Below are 26121 nucleotides of genomic sequence, written 5' to 3'. Positions count from 1 at the left end.
ATTCTGGAGGACATGTCAGTTCTCCCCGTCGTCATCTGCGGCGACCCCGTCCTCCATCATCCCACTGAACCCGTCGCCGAGACGGAGATCGGTGGCGAACAGCTCAGCGGCCTCATCGCCGACATGTACGAGACCCTGGACCGCGCCCACGGCGTGGGGCTGGCCGCGAACCAGGTCGGCGTGTCCAAGCGGCTGTTCGTGTACAACTGCCCCGACATCGACGGCCCCGACGGCTCCCGGAAACCCGGGGAGGACATCAGCGCCCAGGGCGGCCCGATGCGTCGCGGTTGTGTGGTCAACCCCGTGCTCGAGACCTCCGAGATCCCGGAGACCATGCCCGACGAGGAGGACGACGTCGAGGGCTGCCTCTCCGTCCCCGGCTACGACTTCCCCACCGGTCGCGCCGACTGGGCACGGGTCACCGGCGTCGACGAGCACGGTGAGCCCGTCACTGTCGAGGGGTACGGCTTCTTCGCCCGGTGCCTGCAGCACGAGGTCGGTCACCTGGAGGGTCTCCTCTACATCGACACCCTCATCGGACGGAACAAACGTGCCGCCCGGAAGACGGTGAAGCGCGAGGGGTGGACCGTCGCCGGCAACTCCTGGACCCCCGGGGTCGACCCGGACCCCTTCGGCCACGATGAGTGACGGTTCCCCCGACACCTCCTGGTCGGCGGCCCGTGCCGGCGCGGTTCCCCCCGAGGTCACCGGGCTGCCGTTCGCGGTGTCCCGGCACACCGACCCGCTCAGCGTCCGCACCGGGGCCCGTGCCACCGTCCGGCGACGTCTCCCCACGTCCGACCCGGCCACCGGCCGTCCCCGGGTCAGCGACGTCATCGGTGTGATCGAGAGTCTGGATCCGCTGCGCGTCCGGGCCACCGACGGGACGGTGCACACCGTCCCCGCCGACGAGGTCGTCGTCCTCAAGACCCTCGCCGACCGCCCGGTGCGGGTCTCCGACATCCGCGCCGTCGAGCAGGCCACGGCCGCCGCCTTCCCCGGGATCACCAACGACACGGTGTCCGGCTGGCTGATGCGCGCCGGTGACGGGATCACCGAACGCTCCAACTCGGCGGTACCCCTCGGCCCGGAGACCGGCACCACCCCGGTGCCGCTGGACGCCATCCACGCGTTCTACCGGACGCACGACCTCCCCACCCGGATCCTGCTGCCCGACCGTGCGGCACGTCCCGCCGAACACCTCCTCGGTCTGCCGGGCACGCAGGCGGGTCCGGAGATCATAGTGATGACCCGCCCGCTCGACGGTGAGCTTCCGCCGGTTCCCGACGGGCCCCCGGAGGTCAGGTTCTCCGTCTCCGACGAGCCGGACGACGAGTGGCTGAGCCTCTACCACTTCCGTGGTGAGCCGCTGCCCGAGCACGCGCTGCGGCTGCTCGCCGGTCGGATCGACGGCACGCTCGGCTTCGCCCGCCTCACCGTCGACGGTCGGATCGTCGCCGTCACCCGCGGGACCGTCACCACGGGGGGACGTGAGCAGCATCTCGGGTACTCGGCCGTGGAGGTCGCCCCGCAGTGGCGACGACGGGGGCTCGGACGCCTGATGGGCACCGCCATGCTGCACTGGGGTCGTGACCACGGGGCGACCCGCAGCTACCTGCAGGTCATCGCCTCCAACGCCGCCGGACTGGGGCTCTACCGCTCCCTCGGGTTCGCTGAACACCACCGGCACCGCTGCCTGACGGTCGACCGCTGACACCTGGGTAAGGTGTAGGGCATGAAGATCGCCACCTGGAACATCAACTCCGTGCGCAACAGGGAACAACGCGTCCGGGACTTCCTGGAACGCTCGGACGTCGACGTCCTGTGCCTCCAGGAGACCAAGTGCACCGACGACCAGTTCCCGGACTTCTCCGACACGGGCTACGCACACGCCCACGTCGGGGAGAACTCCTGGAACGGTGTGGCGATCCTGTCCCGGGTGGGCATCGAGGACGTGCGTGCGGACTTCGGCCAGCCGGGCTTCGACAAGGACCCCGCCGCCGAGCCGACCCTGGAGCCCCGCGCCGTCGGCGCCCGGTGTGGCGGGGTCGAGGTCTGGAGCCTCTACGTCCCCAACGGACGGGAGATCTCCGACCGCCACTTCACCTACAAACTCGACTTCCTGGACAGCATGGCCTCCTACCTGGAGAAGGGGAAGGACGGCGGGGACCCGGTCGTCGTCGTCGGTGACTTCAACATCATCCCCACCGACCGGGACCTGTGGGACCGTTCCTGGTTCGAGGGCAAGACCCACGTGACCCCGCGGGAACGCGCGGCGCTGGACGAGATCCTCGGGCGCGGCGGCATGACCGAGGCCACCGCGCCGCTCCAGGGCAGCTACACCTACTGGGACTACCAGGCCATGCGGTTCCAGAAGAACCAGGGGATCCGCATCGACCTGCAGTACTCCCGCGGCCTGACCTCCTCCGACCCTGTCGTCGACCGGGACGAGCGGGCCGGTAAGGGGGCGTCCGACCACGCCCCCGTGACCGTGGACTACGCGCTGTGACCGCCACTGCGGCCGGCGCTGTGACCAGTACCGTGACCGCGTCGGACTTCTGGTCGTTCATCACCCCGGACAACTTCGGCATCCCGCTCTTCGGCAACGTGATCGGCGGCGGCCTCGAGTGGTGGCAGTGGGCGCTGGTGCTGCTGGACTACACCCTGAAGTTCATCGCCCTGGGTTACGTTCCCTCCCAGCGCAAGCCCACCAGTGCGATGGCCTGGCTGCTGGCGATCTTCCTCATCCCCTTCGCCGGCGTGATCCTGTTCCTGTTCATGGGGTCGCCGTACATCAACCGACGCCGCCACAACATCCAGAACCAGGCCAACGAGCTCATCCGCACGGTCAGCGAGGACGAGCCGGACGTCCCCGCCGGGTTCGAGGTCTCCGACGAGATCGTCAGCATGATGCACCTCAACCGCCACCTGACGTCGATGCCCGCGGCCACCGGCCGGCTCGTCGCACTGCACTCCGGCTACGAGGAGTCGATCCGGGCGATGGCCGCGGCCGTGGACCATGCCGAGAACTACGTCCACGTGCAGATCTACATCACCGCCTGGGACGACACCACCGGTGTCTTCTTCGATGCGCTGGAACGCGCGGTCGGCCGCGGGGTGAAAGTCCGCTTGATGTTCGACCACGTCGGCAGCTGGAAGTACCCCGGCTACCTCAAACTCGGCCAACGCCTGACCGACATCGGCGTCGACTGGATGGTCATGCTGCCGCTGAAGCCGTGGCGGTGGCGTTTCCGCCGGCCGGACCTGCGCAACCACCGCAAGATCGTCGTCGTCGACGGCCACACCGCGTTCATGGGCAGCCAGAACATGATCGACTCCAGCTACCTGCTGTCGAAGAACCGGAAGAAGGGACGGCACTGGATCGACGTCATGGTCGAGGTCACCGGCCCGATCGTGATGAGCCTCGACGCCGTCTTCGCCGTCGACTGGTTCACCGAGTCCAAGGAGGAGCTCGACCTGCTCTCGCCCTCGCAGGCCGCCGACTGGCTCAACACCTCCAGCGCCCCGGAGGTTCCCGACTCCGGCAACGAGATCCTCCAGGTCGTCCCGTCCGGTCCCGGATTCACCACGGAACCGAACCTGCGGCTGTTCACCTCGGTCGCCCACCACGCCAAGGAACACCTCGTCCTGGTCAGCCCCTACTTCGTGCCGGACGAGTCCCTGCTGGACGCGGTCACCACCGCCGCCTACCGCGGGGTGGAGGTCGAGCTCTTCGTCTCGGAGAAGGCGGACCAGCCGATCGTCGACTTCGCGCAGTCGTCCTACTACGCCGAGATGCTCGAGGCGGGGGTACGGATCCACCGCTACCCGTACCCGGCCGTCCTGCACTCGAAGTTCGTCCTCGCCGACAACGAGGTGGCGATCATCGGCTCCTCGAACATGGACATGCGTTCCTTCGGGCTGAACTACGAGGTGACGATGCTCGCCGGCCACGGCGACCTGCTGGATTCGGTGCGCGACCTCGCCGACGGCTACCGGTCGACCTGTACCGAACTGACCGCGGAGGAGTGGGGGAACCGCCGGTTGATGCGCCGTTATGTCGAGAATGTCGCCCGGCTTACGTCCGCGCTCCAGTAAATGGCTTACAATGACATAAACAATAGGTCGCAGAAACTACCACGGGTCAGCTACCGTGTTAGCGGAGCATACCGACACCCCGTCAGAAGCTCGTCAGAAGCAGACAAGGAGCCCACCATGGCCAAAGATATCCGGGACACCGCGGACACCACGGACTCCACAGAGTCTGCCGACAGTTTCGCCGATCTCATCCACGACCTCGACTCCGATCCGGTGCAGGACCAGATCCGGGGACACCGCGCGCCGGAGATCCTCCCCGAGATCGACGTCGCCGAGATCGCGACGGCCGTCTACGACTTCCTCTCCGCACTCCGTCGCCTCATGGACCGGCCGAACCACAAGCTGGCCATCTCCCAGTCGGAGATCGAGGTGCTGCACTTCATCGCCCAGCACCCCGGGTGCGGTGTCTCCGACATCGCCCGCCTGCGCTTCCTGCGGGCCTCGAACGTGTCGGCCACGGTGCGTCGCCTGATCAACTCCGGTCTGGTGCTGCGGCAGGCGAACGACCAGGACCGTCGCGCCCAGGATCTCTACCTGTCCGACGAAGGCATCGAGATGCTGAACTCGATCACCGACGAGTGGGCGATGCTGATCGCCCGCGCCGCGCGCCGCATGGACGGGCGTGACCTGGCGAAACTGCGCCGTGGCGTCCCCGCCCTGCGCAACCTGTCGATCGCCGCCGAGAGCCTCATCGAGGACATCCAGCGCAGCCGCAACTAGGCGGCGCGGTCGGGTTTCCCCACCACCGCCCGGGATCTCATCCCGCCGCCCGTGCCCCACGGCGGCCGTAGAGGCCACCGACGACGGCGACCGCGGCGCAGGACGCCATCACCGTCGCCATGGTCAGCAGACCGTCCTCCCCCAGCCCGACGATCGGGGCGACGATGCCGGCCGCGAGGAACTGACCGGCACCGAGCAGGGCCGAGGCGGCACCGGCACGACCCGGTGCCAGGTCCATGGCCAGCGCCGTCGTATTGCCCAGGTTCAGCCCCGTGCCGATCGTGGCGACGAAGGTGAACACGATCACCGGGACCAGACTGTGCGCCGTCAGGGCGATCACGAGCAGGCCGAGTCCCCCGGCGAGGAGCAGCCCCTGCCCGGTCGCCTGCATGCGGGCCGGACCGAGCTTCGTCACCACCCGTGCATTCACCATGTTCGCCAGCACCAGCGCGACGGCGTTGCCGGCGAACACCAGACTGAACTGGGACGCCGACAGCCCGAACTGCTCCTGCATCACGAAGGACGAGCCGGAGACGAAGGCGAAGAACCCGCCGAAACCGATGGCGAAGGCCACGAGGTGGCCGACGTAGGGGCCGACGCGGAACAGTCCGGCCATGCGCCGGTACACCACGAGCATGGCCCCCTCGGTGCGGTTCTCTGCGGGGTGCGTCTCCGGCAGCAGCAGGGCCACCACAACCTGCGCCACGGCAATGGCCGCCAGTGTCCAGAACACCGCGCGCCACCCTGCGAGACCTGCGACCGCGCCGCCGATGACCGGGGCGATGATCGGAGCCACCGAGGTGAAGATCATCATCGTCGACAGGGCCGCGGCCGCCGCCGCACCGTTGAGCCGGTCAGCGATCATCGAGCGCCCCAGGGTCACCCCGGCTCCGCCGGCGGCACCCTGGAAGAAGCGCACGACGATGAAGAGCCAGACCGACGGTGCCAGCGCACAGATCACCGAGGCGACGAGCCCCACCACCGTCGCCGCGACGAGCAGGCGGTGGCGTCCCGCCCGGTCGGACAAGGGACCCACGACGAGCTGGCCGACGGCCATGCCGACCATGAAGGCGGTGATCGTCAGCTGAGTGAGTGATGCGGTGGTGCCGAGGTCGTCGGTGATCTCCGGCAGGGACGGCAGGTACATGTCCGTGCCGAAGGGGCCGCCGGTGGAGAGCAGGGCGATGCCGGCGAGCATCGCGAGGGACACGGTGGCGGTCGCGGAGGACCGGACGGGTCCGTGCGCCTCCGCCCGGGCCCCGTCCCCGCCCCGGGGGGAACGGTCAGGCATCGCGACGACGCAGCGTGACCGTACCGATGACGAAGATGACGAGGCAGACGACGGCGAAGTAGATCACCGAGCCGGTCTGGCCCCACGGGGCGTTGGCGAGGTCGTTGAGGTTGACCGCGGCACCGATGTTCTTGAACGGCAGGTACTGCGGCACCCAGTCGTCGGCCTTCGGGATCATGCCCGGGATCTCCTCGAGCACCAGCACCCAGAGCAGCAGGACCGCCATCGCGCCGGCGGTGCGTCGCAGCAGGTAGGCGACGCCGATGGACAGCGCCACGGCACCGAGCGCGTAGACCACCATGCGCAGGATGACCGTCCAGGAGTCGTCCGCGGACAGGGAGATGGCGGACAGGATCGCCTCGTCGTCGATCTGCGTGCCTGCGGCCCACCGGGTCACCAGCACGCTGAGCACGGCGGAGACCAGTGTGACCACCGCGGCGATCACGCCGTAGACGATGAACTTGGCGACCGGCAGCTGCCACCGCTTCGGCACCGCCAGGGCGTTGGATTTGGCGGTGTTGTTGCCGTATTCGCCGGTGACCAGCAACGCACCCTGGATGAGGATGATCATGACACCGAAGAGCTGCAGCCCCAGCAGCGCGCTGCTGAAGGTCAGTCCCTCGGCGCTGACGGCCGCCAGCTCCGCATTGTTGTCCTCGACGGAGGTGCGGTAGCTCATGGCGTTCGCCCAGCCCAGGAAGGCGCCGAAGGCGACGGAGAAGACGACGATGAGTGCCGAGGTCCAGTAGACCGCCTTGGTGGTGCGGATCTTGATCCACTCGGCGTTGACGGCGTGTGCGAGCATTACTTCTCCCCCTCGGTGGTCGGCTGGACGTCCTGCGGGGTGCCTGCCTGTTGGTCGGTCAGGGCACCCAGGTCGGGGACGTCGCCGAGGTCCCCGCCCAGGTTCGCGTGGTAGTCCACCGCGTGTCCGGTCATGCGCATGAAGGCGTCCTCCAGGGACGCCCGGCGTTCACTGAGCTCGCGCAGCAGCAGCCCGTAGGTGTAGGCGATCCCACCGACCTCGTCGGGCTCGGTGTCCTCCATGACGAGGATGTCGCGGCCGTCGTCGTCGGTGCTCTGGGTGAAGCTCACCGACTGCTCGGTCAGGGCGTTCTTCATCTCCTCGAGATGGTCGGTGCGCACCACGGTCGTCGCCGTCGAGGCGTTCTTGATGAAGTCGTGGGTCGAGGTGTTCGCGACGAGCCGCCCCCGCCCGATGACCACGAGGTGGTCGGCGGTGAGCGCCATCTCACTGAGCAGATGCGAACTGATCATCACCGTGCGACCCTCGGACGCGAGGTGCCGCACGAAGTCGCGTACCCAGCGGATGCCCTCCGGGTCGAGGCCGTTGACCGGCTCGTCCAGGATCAGCACCTCCGGATCGCCGAGCAGTGCCACGGCCAGGCCGAGGCGCTGTCCCATGCCGAGGGAGAAGTTCCCCGCCTTCTTGCCCGCCACGTCGGCGAGTCCGACGAGGTCGAGAACCTCGTCGACCCGCTTCCGGGAGATCCCGTTGGCCGCGGCGAGCCACTTCAGGTGGTTCGCCGCGGTGCGGTTGGGGTGCACCCACTTCGCGTCGAGCAGCGTCCCCACCTTGTGCAGCGGCCGGGGGTACTGGTCGTAACGTTTGCCGTCAATGGTGGCGGTGCCGGACGACGCGCGGTCGAGTCCGACGATCATCCGCATGGTCGTGGACTTACCTGCACCGTTCGGCCCGAGGAATCCGGTGACGATTCCCGGCTGCACCGAAAAATTCAGGTCATCCACGACGGTCGCGGAACCGTACCGCTTGGTCAAGGAATCGACTTCAATCATTCCCCTATGGTGCCATACGCCCCGTGGCCGGGTGACTGACACTTCTTCGCCCGACGAATGTAGGATGTCCTACATGCCCGTGCCGACACGAGACTCACGTGACGGGGCCGCCGATCCGGCCTCGACCGGCACGTTCACGACCCCCGACACAGAGGCCACGTCCGCAGACACCGGCGCGTCGTCCATCGGGCCGGGCGGACGTCGCCAGGACACCGACCGGTGGATGGACGACGCCCCCACCGACGGCGCCGGGTCCCGTCGGCTGAGTGTCTTCACCCCGGCGTTGGAGGTCCCCCGCCGGTTCCGCCGGTTCGTCTCCACCACACCCGGCCTGCTCACCGTCGTGTCGGTGATCCTGGTCCTGGCCATCCTCGCCGCCGGCGGAGCGATGGCGGCCCAGTCCTCGACACAGCAGGGCGACCTCAACACCCTGGTCAACCGGACCGAGCCCGTCTCCTTCGCCGCGCAGGAGCTCTACAACTCCCTGTCGGTCGCGGACTCCGTCGCCACCACCGGCTTCGTCGAGGACGCCGCCGGCGGCGCCGACACGGACCCGTCCTACCGCGAGGCCGTGGACATCGCCTCCCGCGCCATCGTCCGCGCCGCCAACGGCATCGACGACCCGTCCACCCGCGAGATGGCGCTGATCCTCGAGATCCAGGAGAAGCTGCCGATCTACACGAGCCTGATCACCGAGGCCGGTGTCAACAACCGCCAGGGCAACCCGGTCGGCGCGGCGTACGTGACGCAGGCCAGCACCATGATGCAGGACGAGATCCTGCCCGCCGCCGGGGAGCTGTACTCCAACACCAGTTCGGAGGTCGGTGAACAACAGCTGGCGCTGACCAAACCCGGCTGGTTCGCGCTGTCCGGTCTCGTGGCCGCGGTCGTCCTGCTGGTCATCGCACAGTTCTGGCTCGCAGCCCACACCAACCGGCGCATCAACGGCGGGTACGCCACCGCCACCGTGCTGATGACCGTCGCCCTGCTGTGGGCCAGCGGGTCGGCGCTGACCACCTGGACCGACGGCACCCGTGGCCTCGACGGCACCGCGCAGCCGCTGGAGACGCTGACCTCCCTGCGCATCACCGTGCAGCAGGCGCGTACCACCGAGGCCCTGAGCCTCGTCGAACGCGAGTACTCCGACGCCACCCAGAACGACTTCTCCGGCCAGGTGTCCCGCATCGACAGGGACCTCGAGACGCTGCGGACCACGGTCGGCGACCGCGGGGTGCTCGACGAGGCCCGCGAGAACCTGCGGGCCTGGGACAACGCCCACGCCGAGATGCTCGCCTACGTGCAGCAGGGCGACTACTCCGCCGCGATCGGCGCCACGATCGGCGACTCCGACCTGCATCCCTACCAGCGGCTCGACGGGAACCTGCGTTCACTCATCGACGACACCCGTGAGCAGCTGCGCAGCTACCTCGCCGACTCCCGGGTGTCGGCGCAGCAGGTGTCCGCCCTGGTGATCCTCCTCGGGGTCCTCTCGGCCCTGTGCATCGTCTACGGAACCCGCCCACGGCTCCAGGAGTACCTGTGAACACCCGCGCCCGCATCCTCACCCCGCTGGTCGCCACCGTGGTGGCGGCCGCCAGTGCCGTCGTCCTGGCCGCCTGCGTCACCGACGAACAGAGCCTGCAGCAGTGGCCGGACGCGCCGAACCCGACCCTCGCGCTGCCCAACGGGTCGCGCCTCTCCGACAACGTCGACGACCTCACCTCCCAGACCCCCGACAACACACTCGACGGGGCAGACCAGGCCTACGGCTCACTGCGCCCCGACACCGACGCGCGCACCGGACAGGACGTCGCCCCGGCGCGGCGCGTACCGGCCATCGTCGAGCGCGGCCGCCTGGTCGTCGGTGTCGCCCAGTCGCTCAACCAGCTCGGGTTCCGTGACCCGGTCACCGGTGAACTCGCCGGATTCGAGATCGACCTGGCGCGTGAGATCGCCCGCGACATCTTCGGTGACCCCGACCGCATCGAGTACCGCTACGTCGAAGGAAACGACCTCGAGGACGTCCTGTCCGCGGGCACGGTGGACCTGGTGATCCGCACCTTCACCATCACCCGGCCACGCCAGGAGCAGGTCGAGTTCTCGGTCCCCTACCTCACCACCTACCCGCGCATCCTGGCCATGCGGGACTCCGGCATCACCGGGGTGCAGGACCTCGGTGACAAGACGGTGTGCGTCACCCACGACTCCACCAACCTCCAGGAACTGCGTGAGGACGTCCCCCACCAGGACATCCTCGCCACCCAGACCTGGTCGGACTGCCTGATGGCGATCCAGCGACGACAGGCCGACGCCATCTACTCGGACTCGGCGATCCTCTCGGGCCTCCAGGCGCAGGACCCCTACACCGAGATCATCGGCGACAGCACCGACGGCACCGACTACGGGGTCGCCGCCGCGCTACCCGAAGACCGCGACACCGCCGGACTGATCCGCCAGGTCAACTCGACGATGGAACGCCTCCGCGAGGACGGGACCTGGAACGACATCTACGACGAGTGGCTGGAAGGGTATCTCGGGGACGCCGGCCAACCGCCCGCCGAATACCGCTCGGACGCCGAGAACGACGAACTCACCGCCATCCGCGACCGGGCACAGCGCACCGGCGGCGACCGGTCCACCGGCCGCGCCGAGAGGGAGGACGACCAGTGATGAACTCCGACGAACACGACGCGCGGGCTGACCGTCCCGACCATCCCGACCACCCCGACCACCCCGACCACTACGATGCCGGTCCGGCGACCGAAGCGACCTTCTTCGACCCCTTCGCCGACGACGATGACGCTGACGACGCTGCCAGCAACGGTGGCGACGACGCTGCAGGCAGCGCAGACGGCGACGACGAGGACACCGGAGGCCAGTCCACCCAGGCCACACCCTTCGACCCCTTCGCCGACGACAGTGACGGCGACGAGATCCACGACGACTCCGCGGCCACCGGACCGTCCACCGGTCCCGGCGGCTCGGCCCAGGCCGGCGACACCGAACGGCAGCCCACCGTCGACTCCGGCGAGCGCAGTCGACGTGAGGCTCTCTCGACCTTCCGCCGTCGACGCGGCACCTCCCGCGCCGGCGCAGAGGTCGCCGGCGGTATGGTCCGGCTCCCCTTCATCCCCCCGACCAACCCGCAGGACGCCGTCATCAGCGACGACGCCATCGAGAAGGCCGTCGCGGACGGCACCGAACGTCCCGTCCTGAAACCGGGGGACATGGTCGCCGCCCAGTACGAGGTGCTGGGCCCCATCGCCCACGGTGGCCTGGGCTGGATCTACCTCGCCGTGGACCACAACGTGTCCGACCGGTGGGTCGTCCTCAAGGGCATGATGGCGACGACGACCGCGCACGAGCGGGCCGTCGCCGAGTCCGAGCGGGCGTTCCTCGCCGACATCACGCACCCGGGGATCGTGAAGATCTTCAACTTCATCGACGACCCGCGCAGCCCCGGTGGCTTCATCATCATGGAGTACGTCGGCGGACCGTCACTGCGCCACCGGCGCCGCCGCCAACCCGGCAACACCCTGCCCATCGACATCGCCATCGGCTACATCCTCGAGGTCCTGCCGGCCCTGGACTACCTGCACTCGCGCGGAGTGGTCTACAACGACCTGAAACCCGACAACATCATCATCACCGAGGACCAGGTCAAGCTCATCGACCTGGGCGCAGTCTCCGGCATCGGCGCCTTCGGACACATCTTCGGGACCCGCGGTTTCCAGGCGCCGGAGATCGCCCGCACCGGCCCCACCATCGCCAGCGACATCTACACCGTGGGTCGCACCCTGGCCAGCCTCATCGTGAAGCTCCCGGTCACCGACGGGGTCTACGACCGCGGCCTGCCGACCCCGACCGACGAACCGCTCTTCCGCAAGTACCTGTCCCTCTACCGGCTTCTGCTGCGCGCCACCGACGAGAACCCGGAACGCCGGTTCACCTCGGCGGGTGCCATGGCGAACCAGATCATCGGCGTGCTGCGGGAAGTCCTGGCGATCCGGGACGGCCGCCAGTACCCCCACCTCGACACCCGCTTCACCGCACAGCGCTCCACCTTCGGCACCAAGCACCTGCTCTTCCGCACCGACCAGCTGATCGACGGGATCGAACGGTCCGTGGAGACCACCGCCCCCGAGGTCGTCGCCGCGCTGCCGACCCCGCTGACCGACCCGAACGACCCCGGCGCCTCCCTGCTCTCCGCGGCGAGTCTGACCGAACCCGGTGAGGTCCTCGACACCCTGAAGGCCGCCCAGAAACAACCAGACCTGTCCTCGTCGACGGAGATCCCGCTGACCATCGTCCGGGCCCAGCTCGACCTGGGCATGACCACCGAGGCGGTCCTGACCCTGCGGGGCATGGACGACCGCTTGCACCAGGACTGGCGCCACCAGTGGCTCTCCGGCGTGTCCAATCTGCTGACCAGTGACTATGTCACCGCACAGGCCTGTTTCAACGAAGTGCTCAACACCCTGCCCGGTGAGCCTGCACCGAAACTGGCCCTGGCGGCGACCGATGAGCTGATGCTGCAGCACCAGGGCATGAACACCACCCGGCTGCTGGACTCCAACGTGCAGAAGGCGGCCCTGGCGCTGACCTACACCCAGGGTGCCCAGCAGTCGCCCGACTACAGCGAGGTGCCCGGGTGGACGCACCTCTCCCAGGATCCCGTGGCACTGCGGTTCCACACGATCCGACTGTACGGCCTGGTGTGGGCCACGAACGCCTCCACCGTCTCGGCGGCGTTCGGGCTGGCCCGCCAGTTGCATGCCGAGGGCCTGGTGGACGCCGCCGTCGCCGCGCTCGACCGGCTGCCGCAGTCCTCCCGGCACCACCGGATGGCGCGGCTGACCACCGTGCTGATGCTCATCACCGAACAGTCGTCCCTCAACGAGGCGCGCCTCCGGCGGGCGGCCCGACGCCTGGAGATCCTGCCCACCAACGAGCCCCGGATTCCCCAGGTGCGACTGGCGGTGCTGGCCGCCGCCCTGGAATGGCTGCGCGCGGAGCAGGAGAAGACGGACGGTCCCGTCCGCGTGGCCAAGGCCCCGTTGTTCGACGTGGAGTTCACCGAACGGGGACTGCGTACCGGGATTGAACAGGGCCTCCGCGACATCGCCCGCCAGTCCCCCTTCGCCCGCCACCGCTTCCGCCTGGTGGACATGGCCAACCGGATCCGGCCCCGGACCTGGTTCTGAGCTGCTCCGGTCCGGCTCCCGGTTCGCCACCCTCCCGACAGCGTCGCCGATTACGCCGTCCCGTCGACGACTGCGTCAGCGAACTGGGGTTTTACCGACCTCTCCGCCAGCGGCGGCGTAATCGACAACAGTCCGCTCACCGGAGCCTCCGTCGTGCCACCGCGATCCCGTCGGTGACGGTCTGCCGCAGGAGTTCCCGGTCGGTCAGGTGCCCCCAGGTCAGCCGCAACACGTGCCAGTCCGCATTTGCCAGATCCGTCCCGACACGCGAATCCCGGTCCCGCCTGCTCCGGGCGAGATGATCCGCACCGTCGTACTGCAGGGCAAGCTTCAACTCCGCACACCCCAGGTCCACCCGCGCCACCACCCGTCCGGTGGTCCTCTCACCGGTGTGCACCGGATCAGCGATCGACCCGTCCTGGAAGACCACCAGCTGGGAGACAAAACCCTTCGCGACCTGGTCACCACAGATGTCACGGATCTGGAGCCGGAGGACGGTCTCCATCGGCGACTCCCCACCACGGTCCGCCAGCGCCGCCAGCCGTCGCAGTTCCCGACGTGGGAACAGCCCCGCACATGCACCCGGCAGCATGGACGGGTCGATGCCGAAGAGACGGCAGGCGGCGTCCAGGAACTGCACCGACCGCACCGTCACATCATCCAACCCGGTTCCCGGCGGCACAGGCCAGCGATGCTCACCCGCGCGGAGCGACCGCAGGCAGTGGACGATCGTCACCACCGGCGAGGTGACCTGTAGCGAGGGGAACTCGGGGTCGACTGCGGCAACCGGTAACCCCACGGCCATCCACCCTGCCCGACGGTGACGGGTCACCTCCCCTGCGTGTGTGGCCAGACGGCGGTCCCCGCCGGACAGGACGCAGGTGTCGGCGTCGTCGCAGAAGTAGGGCATCCCCCAGACGGCCGCGGCCGTCCACGCGGCTCCCGTCCAGTCGGGGTGCGCGACATGCGCCAGCCGCATTCGCGTCAGTGCCTCCAGGTCGTAGCCGATCCCCCGTGGGTGCCCTCGTGCTCCCCACCGCACCACGCCGGGGTCGCGGACCGCGGTCGTCGGGATCCAGAGGTCGCCGACTCTGGTGAACACGTCGTCCCCGCCGCTGTGGAGATGACGCCGGTGCCGTTCCAACGTGTCCGGGCGAATGGTCCGGCAGACCCGCGTCGGGACAGTCCAGCGGTGGATGATGGCACCGTCGAGTGCGTGCCCCTGATACCCCATGAACTCCCCCGGTGCCCGTGTCCCCGTTACCCCCCTCGGATAACGCTGACGAGTATACCGGCCAACCAGGCCGTGCGCCGATTACGCCTCCGCACCGACTGAGCGTTCAGCGACCTGGGGTTTTACCGGAAGATCCGTCAGTGGAGGCGTAATCGGCGGAGGCGCCCAGCCCCCGCCCCTGCCCCTGGAGCGGAACCTGCCGTCAGGCCTCGGACAGTTCCTTCGCCGCACGGGCGATCGCGAGCTCCTCGTTCGTCGGCACCACGAGGACCTTCACGGTGGAATCGTCGGAGGAGATCACCCGCGGTCCCTCGACGCCCTCCTCGTTGTTGTTCCGCGCCTCGTCGATGATGATGCCGAAGTTCTCCAGCTCAGCCATCGTGTCCCGGCGGATACCCGTGTGGTTCTCGCCGACGCCCGCGGTGAACACGACCGCGTCGAGGCTGCCGAGCTGCAGCATGAACGCACCGACGTAGCGCCGTACGCGGTGGACGTAGATGTCGTAGGCGTCCTGGGCGTTCTGGTCGCCCTCGTTGATGAGTTCCTGGAGCAGGCGGAAGTCGTTCGCCCCCGCCAGCCCCTTGAGTCCGGAGCGCTTGTTGAACAGCGTGTCGATCTCGTCGATGGTCATCTTGCCCTCGCGGAAGAGGTGGAAGATGATGCCGGCGTCGATGTCACCGGTACGCGTCCCCATGACCAGGCCCTCCAGAGGAGTCAGCCCCATGGTCGTGTCGACGGGACTGCCACCGCGGATCGCGGCCATCGAGGCACCGTTGCCGAGGTGCAGGGTGATCTGGTTGATGTCGTCGGCGTCCTTGCCCAGGATCTTCGGGACAAGGCCGGAGACGTACTGGTGGCTGGTGCCGTGGAACCCGTAGCGTCGGATGTGGTACTGGTCGGCGACCTCGCGGTTGAGACCGTACCGGGACGCCGCCTCCGGAAGGCTGTGGAAGAAGGCGGTGTCGAACACGGCGACGTGCTTGACGTCGGGCAACAGGGCCCGGGCGTTCTCGATGCCGTCGATGTTCGCCGGGTTGTGCAGCGGGGCCAACGGAATCAACGAGCGGATGTCGTCGACGATCGCGTCGGTGATCACCACCGGCTCAGAGAACTTCGAACCACCGTGGACCACGCGGTGACCGACCGCGGAGATGTCGAGGTCCTGGGGGCCGACCCCGAGCAGGGACATCATGCCGAAGGCGCGCTCAAGGCCGACGGAGTGGCTGAGGATCGGGCGCCGGTCCTCGATCGTCTGGTCCTCGGTGATGAGCTTGATGTGCCCGCGGTTCTCACCGATCTGCTCGACGAGCCCCGACAGGAACGGAGGATCCTGCGGATCGGCGCTCAGATCGAGGACCTGGAACTTGATCGACGAGGAACCGGAGTTGAGGACGAGGACATAGGTGGTCATGGTGTGGTGGCCTTTCGGTTAGTTTCCGGCCTGGATGGCGGTGATGGCGACGGTGTTGACGATGTCGGGGACGGTCGCCCCGCGGGACAGGTCGTTGACCGGCTTGTTCAGCCCCTGCAGGATCGGTCCGACGGCGAGGGCGTCGGCGGTGCGTTGCACCGCCTTGTAGGTGATGTTGCCGGCGTTGAGGTCGGGGAAGACGAAGACGGTGGCCTTGCCCGCCACGTCGGAACCGGGCATCTTCTTCTGGCCGACGGAGTCGACGACGGCGGCGTCGAACTGCAGCGGACCGTCGATCTCCAGGTCGGGGGCCTGCTCGCGGGCAACGGTGACGGCCTCGGCGACGGCCTCGACGTCCTCTCCCGCGCCGGAGGTACCGGTGGAGTAGGACAGCATGGCGACCTTGGCGTCGATGCCGAACTGCCGGGCCGTCTTGGCCGAGACGACCGCGATCTCGGCGAGCTGCTCCGGTGTCGGGTTGGGGTTCACCGCACAGTCCCCGAACGCCCAGAGCACCCCGTCCATGACCATGAGGAAGATCGAGGAGACGATCGAGGCGTCCGGCGAGGTCTTGATGATCTGGAAGCTGGGCTTGATGGTGTGCGCGGTGGTGTGTGCGGCACCGGACACCATGCCGTCGGCCATGCCGAGGTGGATCATCATCGTCGCGTAGTAGGAGATGTCCTTCATCGTCTCCCGTGCCTCGTCGATGGTCACCCCCTTGGACTTGCGCAGTTCGGCGAACTCCTCGGCGAAACGTTCCAGGTCGCTGCCGCTGGTCGGGTCGGTGAGGGTGGCCGAGCTCAGGTCGTAGCCGAGCTCGTGCGCCCGGGCGGCGATGGCCGACGGGTCACCGAGGATCGTCAGGTCGCACACGCGGCGGGCCAGAAGCTGGTCGGCCGCCTCGAGGATGCGGTCGTCGTTGCCCTCCGGCAGCACGATGTGCGCCTTGGCGGCCCGTGCCTGGATGATGAGGTTCCGTTCGAAGGATTCCGGCCCGACGACGGGTGTACCGGGCTCGGCGGATCCGACGGAGTCCAGGGCGACGAACGGGACCGCGGTACCTTCGGACTCCAGGGCCGAGGAGGACCCCTGGGGACGGTCGAGCAGGGAGATCCCTCGCGGCACCCGCCCGGAGCGCACGAGCTGCCCGGAGACCTGCTGCAGCTGGAGGTGGTCCTGCTCACCGGCCGCGATGAGGAAGTGGGCGACTCCGGCGGCAGCCGCCAACCGGGAGTCGAACATCGGCTCACCGGTGGCGACGAGGATGTCCACCTCACTGGTCAGCGCGGTGTCCAGGGCTGCGCTGAAATCCGGCGCCGCGGGGCGCAGAGTCTCGAAGATGTCGGTCACCTGGCCTGACAGGCTGGTGATCAGTTCGTCTCGGCGTCCTGCGGCGGTGGCGATCGGACTGAGCACTGCTCGAACGGTCACGGGGTCTCCTTACATGGTTGACGGTCCCCGTCACGTCCGGCCTCTGGTGGCGGTGCCGGAGCGTGGGGATGTTCCTCCCCCATTGTGCCGTGAATCACTGACACCGACCAACGCAGAAGTGTCTCGTTGCTCTCAATACCCCCATTGCTGTGTCTTACCCCACTCACGCGGGGGTGAAACCGCCCCGGACCGCGGTCACCGACTCACCGCGGTGTATCTACGGCGATAACTACCGGGTCGGCCGGTTCCGGTGTCACGTCGTCCTCCACACCCCGTGCCCGCCGTGCCCGCCGTGCCCGCCGTGCCCGCAGCCCGCGGACGACGGCGGCCAGGCACACCGCGACCACCAGGGCGGTCAGCACGACCCCGGTCCAGCCGAGCGACACGCTCACCCGCGTACCGTTGAGCCCCACCAGCACGGCCCCGACGATGCCGCCGAGGACGTCCGGTTTGATGACCGTCACGATCCAGGCGGCGATCGGCGCGCCGATGAGTCCGCCGATGAGCAGGCCGAGGACGGGCTGCCAGGACTCGTGCACGCGGTCGAGTCCGATGATGAACCCGGCGGAGGCTGCCACTGCCACGAGGAACTCGGCGGTGTTGACCGTGCCGATGATCTTGCGGGGTTCACTGCGTCCCACACTCATCAGCGTCGAGGTGGTGACCGGGCCCCATCCACCACCGCCGGACGCGTCGAGGAACCCTCCACCCAGACCCAGGGTGACCAGGCCGAGGCGGGACCGACGGGACGGGGACGCCGGGGCACCGTCGGACGCCGCGGTCTTCTTCCACGGCACCAGGATGCTGCGGACCAGGACGTAGGCGCCGAGCACGAGCAGCAGTGTCGAGACGACCGGCTCGGCGGATTCCGCGGACAGGCCCGCCAGAACGGTCGCGCCGATGAACGCGCCGACAGCCCCGGGAATGCCGAGGAAGACCACCGTGGGCCAGTGCACGTTGTTGAGCCGCCAGTGCGCGATCCCTGAGAACAGGGTCGTCCCCACCTCGGCGAAGTGGACCGCCGCACTGGCCTGGGCCGGGGCGGTACCCGACAGGATCAGCATCGTCGTCGCGGTCACCCCGAACGCCATGCCGAGGGCCCCGTCGACGAGTTGCGCCATCAGGCCAGCGACGGCGAACAGCAGCAGTTTCATCGGGTCATCCCCTTCCCGTCATCTTCCCGTCGCCGGCCCGCCCCGATCCGTGCGGCGACGAGCGGGGCGACCGCTGCGGCCAGCGGCTCCCCCGTCGTCACCGTCGCGGCGGATGCCGACCGACGCAGTGCACGTACGGCGTCGTCCCAGAGCCTGCCCGGGCAGATGAACAGGGGCTCCACGGCGATTCGCCGGGCACCGCCCTCCTCCGGGCCGGCCACGTCGTCGACGTGGGCGACCAGAGCGTCCGGCCCGGTGCCGGGTCCACCGGTCGCGACCAGGGCGTCGGCAGGGATTCCGAGCCGGTCACCGACGGCGTCCGCCAGATCGGCGACCCGCCCGTTCGCGCCGGCGACGCTCGACCCGACCGAGTAGAGGACGAGCCGGTCGACGGCGTCTGCGTCACCGTCCCGGTCACGGCGGCCGCGGATCCGGGAAGCCAGCAGGTCGGCGAGGTCGTCGCCGGTTCCGATGCCGTCGGCCTGGTGCAGTGTCACCCCGGTCTCCGCGGTGGCCTGTGCCAACGCCTCGGGGACGTCGGTGGTCATGTGGAAGGCCGTGGTGAACAGCAACGGCACGACGACGGCCTCGGAGTGTCCCTCGGCGGCGAGCAGGCCCGCCACCGTGGTCACCGTCACCGGCGAGAAGTCCAGGTAGGCGGCCCGGGCCTCACGTCCGGTCAGCCCGGCGACGGCCCGGGCGATGTCGACCACCGTACGGTCCGCCTCCGGGTGCCGGGAGCCGTGAGCCAGACACACGACGGGCGGCGGGGCGGACTGGTCAGCGGTGCTCATCGGTGGGTTGTCGTCGTCCGGCCGCTCAGGCCTGTGCGCCCTCGGTGACCAGCCCGGCGGTGAGCGTGTCACCGGTGCCCGGGTTGATCAGCAGGAAGGACCCGACGCGTCCGCCACGGCGGTACGCCTCGAACGGCAGCGGCTCGGCGACGGTGACGCGCACCTCGGCGATGTCGTTGAGGGCGAGCTCGGTGCCCAGGTCACCGTCGTCGGCGGTCTCGTTCCGGTCGAGGATGTGCACGCGGCTGACGATCTCGTCGACGCGGGCACGCACGGTGGCCGACCCGTAGCGCAGCAGCACGTTGCCGCGCAGCTTCACCGGGGTCTCGGCGAGCTGGAACACCAGGGCGGTGGCCGAGTTCGACAGGGCCGGTGCCGCGTCCCCCTCGACGTCGGAGGCGATGAGGTCACCGCGGGAAATGTCGATGTCGTCGGCCAGCCGCAGGGTGACGGACTCACCGCGCTCGGCGCGGTCCTGTTGCCCGGCCGGGCCGTCGATGCCGACGACGGTGGTCGTCCGACCGTCACGGCCCCCCACGGAGACGGTGTCGCCGACGGCGATCGAACCGGACGTCAGGCGTCCCGCGTAACCGCGGTAGTCGCTGGCGTGGTCGCGGATGACGACCTGCACCGGGAAGCGCAGCCCGCGGACCTTGCCGGCGTTGACGCGGGCCGGACGGGCCTCCTCGAGGATGTCGAGGACGGTGGGCCCGCCGTACCAGGGGGTGTTCTCCGACGGGGAGACGACGTTGTCGCCGAGCAGCGCGGAAGTCGGCACCACGTCGATCTTCGGGAGGTTCAGTTCCTCGGCGAGGTCGCGGACCTCGGCGGTGATCGAGCGGAAGACTCCCTCGTCGAAGTCGACGGCGTCGATCTTGTTCACGGCGACGACGACATGCGAGGTCTTCATCATTGCGGCGACCGTGAGGTGGCGGCGGGTCTGCTCGATGACGCCGTTTCGGGCATCGATGAGCACGATGACCAGGTCGGACGTCGACAGGCCGGTGACGGTGTTGCGGGTGTACTGCACGTGGCCGGGGCAGTCGGCGAGGATGAAGGAGCGCTTGTCCGTGGCGAAGTAGCGGTAGGCCACGTCGATGGTGATGCCCTGCTCGCGCTCGGCGCGCAGCCCGTCGACCAGCAGCGACAGGTCCGGGTTCTCCAGTCCCTTGGCGGCGGAGACACGCTGGACGGCCTCGTACTGGTCGGCCAGGATGGACTTGGTGTCGTGCAGCAGACGCCCGACGAAGGTGGACTTGCCGTCGTCGACGGAGCCGGCGGTGCACAGGCGCAGCGTCGGGAGGGTGGCGGCGGCGTCGGTCACGGGGACCTCCCGTGTGGCGGTCGGAGCGGTCATCAGAAGTAGCCTTCCTTCTTGCGGTCCTCCATGGAGGACTCGGAGAGTTTGTCGTCGGCACGGGTGGCGCCACGTTCGGTGGTGGTGGAGAGGCGGATCTCGTCGATGACCTCGTCGATGGTGGCGGCGTCGGACAGGACGGCACCGGTGCAGGACATGTCGCCGACGGTGCGGTAGCGCACGGTCCTGGTCTCGACGGTCTCGCCCTCGGCCGGACCGCCCCACTCACCGGCGGTCAGCCACATGCCGCCGCGGTTGAAGACCTCACGGTCGTGGGAGTAGTAGATGCCGGGGATCTCGACGTCGCGGGCACGCAGGTAGTCCCAGATGTCGGCTTCGGTCCAGTTCGAGATCGGGAAGACGCGGATGTTCTCACCGGCCTGGTGGCGGCCGTTGTAGAGACCCCACAGCTCGGGACGCTGCCGGCGCGGGTTCCAGCCGCCGAAGGAGTCGCGGACGGAGAAGACACGCTCCTTGGCGCGGGCCTTCTCTTCGTCGCGGCGGGCGCCGCCGAGGACGGCGTCGTAGCCGCGGTCCTGGATCGTCTCGACCAGCGGGACGGTCTGCAGCGGGTTGCGGGTACCGTCGGGTCGCTCCTGGATCGCACCGGAGTCGATCCAGTCCTGCACGTGGGCGACGTGCAGGCTGATGCGGGGATCCTCGGCGACGCGGTCGCGGAACTCGATGACCTCGGGGAAGTTGTGGCCGGTGTCGACGTGGACCAGTTCGAAGGGCACGGCGGCGGGGAAGAAGGCCCGCTTGGCCAGTTCCAGCACGACGACGGAGTCCTTGCCGCCGGAGAACAGCAGGGCGGGCCGCTCGAACTGGCCGGCGACCTCGCGGAGGATCTCGATGGCCTCGGCTTCGAGGCTGGCCAGGTGGGGGCTGAGGCCGACGCTGGGGCTGACGCTGGGTGTCTGGCGTTCTGTCGCAGTAGTCACAGGTGGAGTCCGCATTCTGTCTTGGAGGAGTTGGCCCAACGGCCGGAACGGGGGTCTTCGCCGGGAGCGACCGGCATCGTGCAGGTGGCGCAGCCGATGGAGGGGTAGCCCTGCGTGGTCAGCGGGTGGATGATCAGGTCGTGGGACTCGATGTAGTCCTCGACGTCCTGGTCGGTCCACGCGGCGATCGGGTTGATCTTCAGACGGCCGGTGCGGTCGACGTCCAGGATCGGGGTGTTCCTGCGCAGCTCACTGTCCACACGCTTCACCCCGGAGATCCAGGCCTCGTAGGGGTTGAGCATCCGGGCCAACGGCTCGACCTTGCGCATCCGGCAGCACGCCGTGGGGCTGCGCTTGTACAGGTCGCGGCCGTAGACCTCGTCCTGCTTCGTCACGGAGTAGACGGGTTCGACGGTGCGCAGCGGCAGGGTGTAGCGCTCGTCGACCTCGCGTGCCACGTCGATCGTCTCGTCGAAGTGGTAGCCGGTGTCGAGGAAGACCATCTCCGCGTCGTGGACACGGCCCTCGGCGAGCTCGGCGAGGACGGTGTCCTGCATCGACATCGTCACCGCCACGGTCCCGGTGACGTGTTCGTTGACCCAGTCGAGGATCTGCTCGGCGGTGGCGCCGTCGAGTTTCCCGTTCCACTCGTCGACGAGTGCCTGGTGCGCGGCGGTCTGCTCCGCGCTGAGGTGGGTGGTCGTCGTCGGGGCGTCGGACGGGCTGACCTCCGGGTCGCGGAGGTCCGGGCGCCCCTCCGTGCCCTGCGTTCCCGCGACGCCGGATGCGCCGATCAGACCGGTGAGCGTCGCGAAGCCGACGTCTGGTCCTGTGTTCGTCATTGCTGCTCTTCTTCAGTCGGGGATCAAGCACGACAGACCGGTCGGTCTGCGGTATGAGTCACCAGACTAGAGCAGACACCTCCCCGGGGCAACCAGAATCTCATGTACGGACACAAACAGTACTTGTCTTACCTGTTCACGATATGTTTATTCTGTAGACCGAGGGGTCTGTATCGACCGGCTGGCACGTGCCCGTCCCCCGGATCCCCCGATTTGATTCGCCGTGAAACTCCCCCGTGCGTGCGCGCGTACCGGATTCCGGGGGCACGTGTCACCGATCCGCCGGATCGGGTACGCGTGCACGCACCTGCCCGCCATCCCTACCGTCCCCGCGACCAGACCTCCCACAGCGTCGCGTAGCGTCCACCGGCCGCGACGAGGTCGTCGTGCGGCCCCTGCTCCACGATCCGGCCGTCCTCCATCACCAGCACCTCGTCCGCCAGACGCGCCTGGTCGAGGCGGTGCGCCACCGTCAGCGCCGTCCGCCCCTCGGTGAGACGGCGGGCGGCGGCCTCCAGGGCCTGCGCCCCGGCAGAGCCCGCCTCCGCCGTCGCCTCGTCGAGGACGACGACCCGCGGATCACGCAACAACACCCTGGCCAGCGCGATCTGCTGGGCCACCACCGGGTCCGGCACCAGACCACGCGCACCGACGACCGTGTCCAGCCCCTCCGGCAACCGTCGGAACCAGTCGAGCGCCCCGACATCGCCGAGTGCCGCGATGAGCTGGTCGTCGGTGACCTCGGAAGCGTCCCCGTCCACCGCGAGACCCAGGTCGTCCCGCAGCGTGCCGGAGAACGTGTGCACCTCCTGCGAGACCAGCGCCAGCCGCGCCGCACGTTCGTCGTCGGAGAGCGCGGTCACCGGCACCCCGTCCACCGTCACCGACCCACCGGTCGGTTCCCGCAGCCCGGCGAGCAGCGTCGCCACCGTCGTCTTGCCCGCACCGGACGCCCCCACCAGGGCGACCGTCCGGCCGGGGGCGATGGTGAAGGTGACGTCCCGCACCGCCCAGGAGTCGTCCCCGTACCGAAAGTCCACCCCGGCCAGGCGCACCTCGCCGCGGGCGTCGGGCGCACCGGCGTCCGGCACCGGACGCGGCGGATCCACCGTGACGCCGACGATCCGGGCCAGGGAGGCGTAACCGGACTGTGCGACGTCGAGGACGCGCATGATCTGCTGCAACGGCCCCCGCACCCGGATGAGCATGAGTGTCGCGGCGGTCACCGCCCCGACACCGAGCACCCCGTGGTCGACGAGGACGAACCCCAGCACGATCGCGCTGGACAGCATCACCAGCTCGGCGCCGAGCATCTTGTTCATCAGCAGCACCATCACCCGGTTGGCACGGACCGCATTGGTCATCACCTGGCGCGAGGAGTCCGCGATCCGGTCGTGCATCGCGTCCTCCATGCGGAAGGCACGCACCGTGGCCCGGCCGTGGATGGCCTCGAGGACGCGGCGGGCGCGCAGCCCCATCGACGCACGCTCGGCGGCGTAGAGCGCCGGCGCGCGCCGCAGGTAGGACCGTGCCGCCAGCCAGTACACCGGGGACACCACCAGGATGATCAGCAGGAACCGCCAGTCCACGGTGACCAGGCTGACCGCCGTGGCCGCGATGACGAACACCGCGCCCGACAGGATCGGCAACGCCTCCATGATCGCGGCGGACACCTGGGCGACGTCGTCGGTCGAGCGGCTGACGACGTCGCCGGTACCGGCGTCCTCGACGGTGTGCATCGGCAGTCCCAGGGCCGTGCCGACCATCTCCTCACGCAGGTTCGCGATGAGCCGCTCGGAGAGTCGGGCGAGGATGAAGTAGCCGGTCCCGTTGAACACACCGGCACCGACGGCGATGACCACCATCACCCCGGCGGTGCGCCACAGGTCGGTCTCCGCCTGCGGGACCGACGCCGCCGACGAGACGATGTCCACGATGCGCCCCAGCAGGCGTGGGATGGTGACCGTGCAGGTCGATCCGACCGCGAGGAGCAGGAAGGCGACCAGCGCCTGCCGCCGCGCCCGCGGCACCTTCCGTGCCTGGGCGACGACCTCACGACGGGCCTGGGACCAGGTGGCCAACGGAAAGGTACGCACCGGGCCGGTGTCGTCTCCCGCGGTGTTCAGCGGGGCCAGGGACGCCGCCCTCATCGCTGCTCCTCCCCGGTCAGGACCGCCGGCCCCGTCGGACCGGTCAGTTCAGCCAGCGCCACCAGCTCAGTGGGTGTGAGTTCGTTGCCGGCGGCGACGTGCCACGCGGGGGCGTCGCTGACGACCAGCACCCGGTGACCTGCGCGCCTGCCGTCGGCGTAGAGTGCGGCGACGCGGTCGGCGATGTGCTGCTCCGTCACCGAGTCCACCGCGGTCGTCGGGTCCGACAGCACGAGCAGTTCGGGGTCCGCGGCGATCGCGCGTGCCAGGGCGACACGTTGGCGCTGGCCGCCCGACAGGCGTCGCCCGCCCTCCCCCACCGACCGGTCGGGTCCGCCGGGGATGTCGGAACAGTCGGCGACCTCCAGCGCCCCGGCGGCGACCGCCGGATCCGGGTGGACGTTGTCCTGCAGGGAACCGTCGAACAGGTCCGCCCCGTGCGGCGCGACGATCACCCGGTGGCGTGGCAGCCGGCGCAGTGCCGCGACGGCGCCCGCCTCGCCGCCTGCCCCTGATCCACCGCCCCGCACGACGGTGACCCCGGCGGGCACGGCGGCGAGCACGGTGTCCGTCGCCGCGTCGGACCGCTCGTCCGGATCGGCGTAGGGCGCGGTGAGGATCTCCCGCACCCGACGTCCCGACGCCGCCGAGATCGCGACCCGGGTGGCGAAGTTGCGGCCGAGCATCGTCATCGGCTGCACCACGTACTGCGACAGGCCGACGACGGTGATCAGCTGCCCCACGCTCAGACCGTCGTGCAGGGCGATCCACCCGGCGGTGACGCCGATGGCGACGACGTAGATCGCCCCGACGGACTCCGTGACCATCGTCAGCCGTGCCTCCGCGGCGTTGGCGCGCACCGTGGCGTCCAACGCGCTCGTCGAGTACCCGTGGTAGCGGCGCCGCATCGTGCGCACCACACCGAGGCCCTTGACGATCCGCAGTCCCTGCACCGCGTCCGCCGCCACGGACGCCGCCTGCGCGAGCGCCTGCTGGCGGGCCTGGGCGCGGGCACGCAGCGGGCGGGCCGCGCGCACCGAGAGCGCCACCACCAGCGGCGCTCCGATCAGCACGGCGAGACCGAGCTGCCAGTGGATCGACAGGACGACGACGGCGACGTAGAGGATCGAGCCGAGTTCGGCGATCGGGAAGACGGTCATCACCACGATCTCGGCGGCCTTGTTCGCGTCGGTGCTGGCGATCGACAGCAGTCCACCGGCGGTGCGTTCCCGCCCGCCGGCACCGCTGACGCCGCGCGGGTCCTGGATCCGGTCGGTGACCGTGGTGCGCAGGTCGTGGCTGAGCTGCTGCATCGTGATCTCGGTGTAGCGTCGCGCCAGCCAGAACGCCACGGCGTTGACCGCGAACAGGCCGATGAGCAGAGCGACCCACAGGACCAGGCGTCCCCACCGCCCGGTCGCGACGGCATCGTCGATCGCACGTCCCACCACGATCGACGTGGTGGCGTTGCAGATGAACCCGACGAGCATGCCGGTGGAGGCGATGAACTGGAGCGGGCGCTGCGCGACGGCGAGCTTCAGCAGCCAACGGCGGTCGGTGGGGTCCGGGAGTTTCGAGGGGCGGCTCCGCAGGAGTCCGGATCTGATGGTGTCGAGCCCGGTACCGTCTGTCTCCTCATCTCCCGCCATGACGACTGAGGTTACATGACGGGA

21 protein-coding genes are annotated in these 26121 nt (G+C 69.3%); 8 read left to right on the top strand and 13 right to left on the bottom strand.

The window, feature by feature from the left end:
- The first annotated feature begins 12 nt into the window (after nucleotides 1-12).
- The 5 genes from PQI66_RS10865 to PQI66_RS10845 all read left to right on the top strand — a co-directional run bounded on the left by PQI66_RS10865 (nucleotide 13) and on the right by PQI66_RS10845 (nucleotide 4818).
- A complete protein-coding gene (locus tag PQI66_RS10865; protein WP_339998225.1) occupies nucleotides 13-648 on the top strand; it encodes a peptide deformylase in 636 nt (211 codons plus the stop codon).
- On the top strand, nucleotides 641-1714 hold the full coding sequence (locus PQI66_RS10860; protein ID WP_339998223.1) for an N-acetylglutamate synthase, CG3035 family: 1074 nt from the start codon (nucleotides 641-643) through the stop codon (nucleotides 1712-1714). The genes PQI66_RS10865 and PQI66_RS10860 overlap by 8 nt, the downstream gene beginning before the upstream one ends.
- Before the next feature lie 21 nt (nucleotides 1715-1735).
- On the top strand, nucleotides 1736-2509 hold the full coding sequence (locus PQI66_RS10855; RefSeq protein ID WP_339998222.1) for an exodeoxyribonuclease III: 774 nt from the start codon (nucleotides 1736-1738) through the stop codon (nucleotides 2507-2509).
- A gap of 98 nt (nucleotides 2510-2607) precedes the next feature.
- Nucleotides 2608-4098: a cardiolipin synthase gene (gene cls / locus PQI66_RS10850; RefSeq protein ID WP_339998303.1), complete on the top strand. Its 1491-nt coding sequence runs from the start codon at nucleotides 2608-2610 to the stop codon at nucleotides 4096-4098.
- 117 nt (nucleotides 4099-4215) lie between these two features.
- Nucleotides 4216-4818 (top strand): MarR family winged helix-turn-helix transcriptional regulator, encoded by a 603-nt coding sequence (locus PQI66_RS10845; RefSeq protein WP_339998221.1) that lies wholly within the window; start codon nucleotides 4216-4218, stop codon nucleotides 4816-4818.
- A 37-nt stretch (nucleotides 4819-4855) separates the two neighbouring features.
- Here the strand turns inward: PQI66_RS10845 and PQI66_RS10840 are convergent, their stop codons facing one another.
- Genes PQI66_RS10840 through PQI66_RS10830 form a run of 3 tightly spaced genes read right to left on the bottom strand, consistent with a single transcriptional unit; the run spans nucleotide 4856 to nucleotide 7927 of the window.
- A complete protein-coding gene (locus tag PQI66_RS10840) occupies nucleotides 4856-6109 on the bottom strand; it encodes a multidrug effflux MFS transporter (protein WP_339998219.1) in 1254 nt (417 codons plus the stop codon).
- Nucleotides 6102-6914, bottom strand: a complete 813-nt coding sequence (locus tag PQI66_RS10835; RefSeq protein WP_339998218.1) for an ABC transporter permease — start codon at nucleotides 6912-6914, stop codon at nucleotides 6102-6104. Before PQI66_RS10835 ends, PQI66_RS10840 begins: the two co-directional genes overlap by 8 nt.
- Complete coding sequence (locus PQI66_RS10830; protein WP_339998216.1) at nucleotides 6914-7927, bottom strand: ABC transporter ATP-binding protein; 1014 nt, start codon at nucleotides 7925-7927, stop codon at nucleotides 6914-6916. Before PQI66_RS10830 ends, PQI66_RS10835 begins: the two co-directional genes overlap by 1 nt.
- A 73-nt stretch (nucleotides 7928-8000) precedes the next feature.
- Between PQI66_RS10830 and PQI66_RS10825 the strand changes: the two genes are divergently transcribed.
- From PQI66_RS10825 to PQI66_RS10815, 3 genes are read left to right on the top strand one after another with little or no spacing between them, the layout of a single operon-like run.
- Nucleotides 8001-9470 (top strand): hypothetical protein, encoded by a 1470-nt coding sequence (locus PQI66_RS10825; protein WP_339998214.1) that lies wholly within the window; start codon nucleotides 8001-8003, stop codon nucleotides 9468-9470.
- Nucleotides 9467-10597 carry a transporter substrate-binding domain-containing protein gene (locus tag PQI66_RS10820; protein ID WP_339998213.1) on the top strand — a complete coding sequence of 377 codons (1131 nt, stop codon included), beginning with the start codon at nucleotides 9467-9469 and terminating at the stop codon, nucleotides 10595-10597. Before PQI66_RS10825 ends, PQI66_RS10820 begins: the two co-directional genes overlap by 4 nt.
- Nucleotides 10597-13131: a serine/threonine protein kinase gene (locus tag PQI66_RS10815; RefSeq protein ID WP_339998212.1), complete on the top strand. Its 2535-nt coding sequence runs from the start codon at nucleotides 10597-10599 to the stop codon at nucleotides 13129-13131. The genes PQI66_RS10820 and PQI66_RS10815 overlap by 1 nt, the downstream gene beginning before the upstream one ends.
- Before the next feature lie 136 nt (nucleotides 13132-13267).
- Here the strand turns inward: PQI66_RS10815 and PQI66_RS10810 are convergent, their stop codons facing one another.
- The 10 genes from PQI66_RS10810 to PQI66_RS10765 form a co-directional block, all read right to left on the bottom strand.
- On the bottom strand, nucleotides 13268-14365 hold the full coding sequence (locus PQI66_RS10810; RefSeq protein ID WP_339998211.1) for a hypothetical protein: 1098 nt from the start codon (nucleotides 14363-14365) through the stop codon (nucleotides 13268-13270).
- 202 nt (nucleotides 14366-14567) lie between these two features.
- A complete protein-coding gene (locus tag PQI66_RS10805; RefSeq protein ID WP_339998209.1) occupies nucleotides 14568-15776 on the bottom strand; it encodes an acetate kinase in 1209 nt (402 codons plus the stop codon).
- Between the two features lie 18 nt (nucleotides 15777-15794).
- Nucleotides 15795-17210, bottom strand: a complete 1416-nt coding sequence (pta, locus tag PQI66_RS10800) for a phosphate acetyltransferase (RefSeq protein ID WP_339998206.1) — start codon at nucleotides 17208-17210, stop codon at nucleotides 15795-15797.
- A gap of 203 nt (nucleotides 17211-17413) precedes the next feature.
- Nucleotides 17414-18364, bottom strand: a complete 951-nt coding sequence (locus PQI66_RS10795) for a sulfite exporter TauE/SafE family protein (protein WP_339998204.1) — start codon at nucleotides 18362-18364, stop codon at nucleotides 17414-17416.
- Complete coding sequence (locus PQI66_RS10790; protein WP_339998202.1) at nucleotides 18361-19158, bottom strand: sirohydrochlorin chelatase; 798 nt, start codon at nucleotides 19156-19158, stop codon at nucleotides 18361-18363. Before PQI66_RS10790 ends, PQI66_RS10795 begins: the two co-directional genes overlap by 4 nt.
- A 25-nt stretch (nucleotides 19159-19183) precedes the next feature.
- Entirely contained in the window at nucleotides 19184-20515 is a 1332-nt protein-coding gene (locus PQI66_RS10785) for a sulfate adenylyltransferase subunit 1 (protein WP_339998200.1), read from the bottom strand.
- Entirely contained in the window at nucleotides 20515-21471 is a 957-nt protein-coding gene (cysD, locus tag PQI66_RS10780; protein WP_339998198.1) for a sulfate adenylyltransferase subunit CysD, read from the bottom strand. The genes PQI66_RS10785 and cysD overlap by 1 nt, the downstream gene beginning before the upstream one ends.
- Nucleotides 21453-22298, bottom strand: coding sequence for a phosphoadenylyl-sulfate reductase (locus tag PQI66_RS10775; RefSeq protein ID WP_339998196.1), 846 nt, complete (start codon nucleotides 22296-22298; stop codon nucleotides 21453-21455). The genes cysD and PQI66_RS10775 overlap by 19 nt, the downstream gene beginning before the upstream one ends.
- Nucleotides 22299-22618: 320 nt before the next feature.
- On the bottom strand, nucleotides 22619-24448 hold the full coding sequence (locus PQI66_RS10770) for an ABC transporter ATP-binding protein (protein WP_339998195.1): 1830 nt from the start codon (nucleotides 24446-24448) through the stop codon (nucleotides 22619-22621).
- On the bottom strand, nucleotides 24445-26097 hold the full coding sequence (locus PQI66_RS10765) for an ABC transporter ATP-binding protein (RefSeq protein WP_339998193.1): 1653 nt from the start codon (nucleotides 26095-26097) through the stop codon (nucleotides 24445-24447). The genes PQI66_RS10770 and PQI66_RS10765 overlap by 4 nt, the downstream gene beginning before the upstream one ends.
- Nucleotides 26098-26121: the final 24 nt, after the last annotated feature.

Origin of the sequence: Corynebacterium sp. USCH3, assembly GCF_037619475.1 — a bacterium.
Classification (GTDB): domain Bacteria; phylum Actinomycetota; class Actinomycetes; order Mycobacteriales; family Mycobacteriaceae; genus Corynebacterium.
The sequence above is the reverse complement of the archived record's forward strand: the minus strand, read 5'-3'. Positions and strand labels throughout refer to the sequence as shown.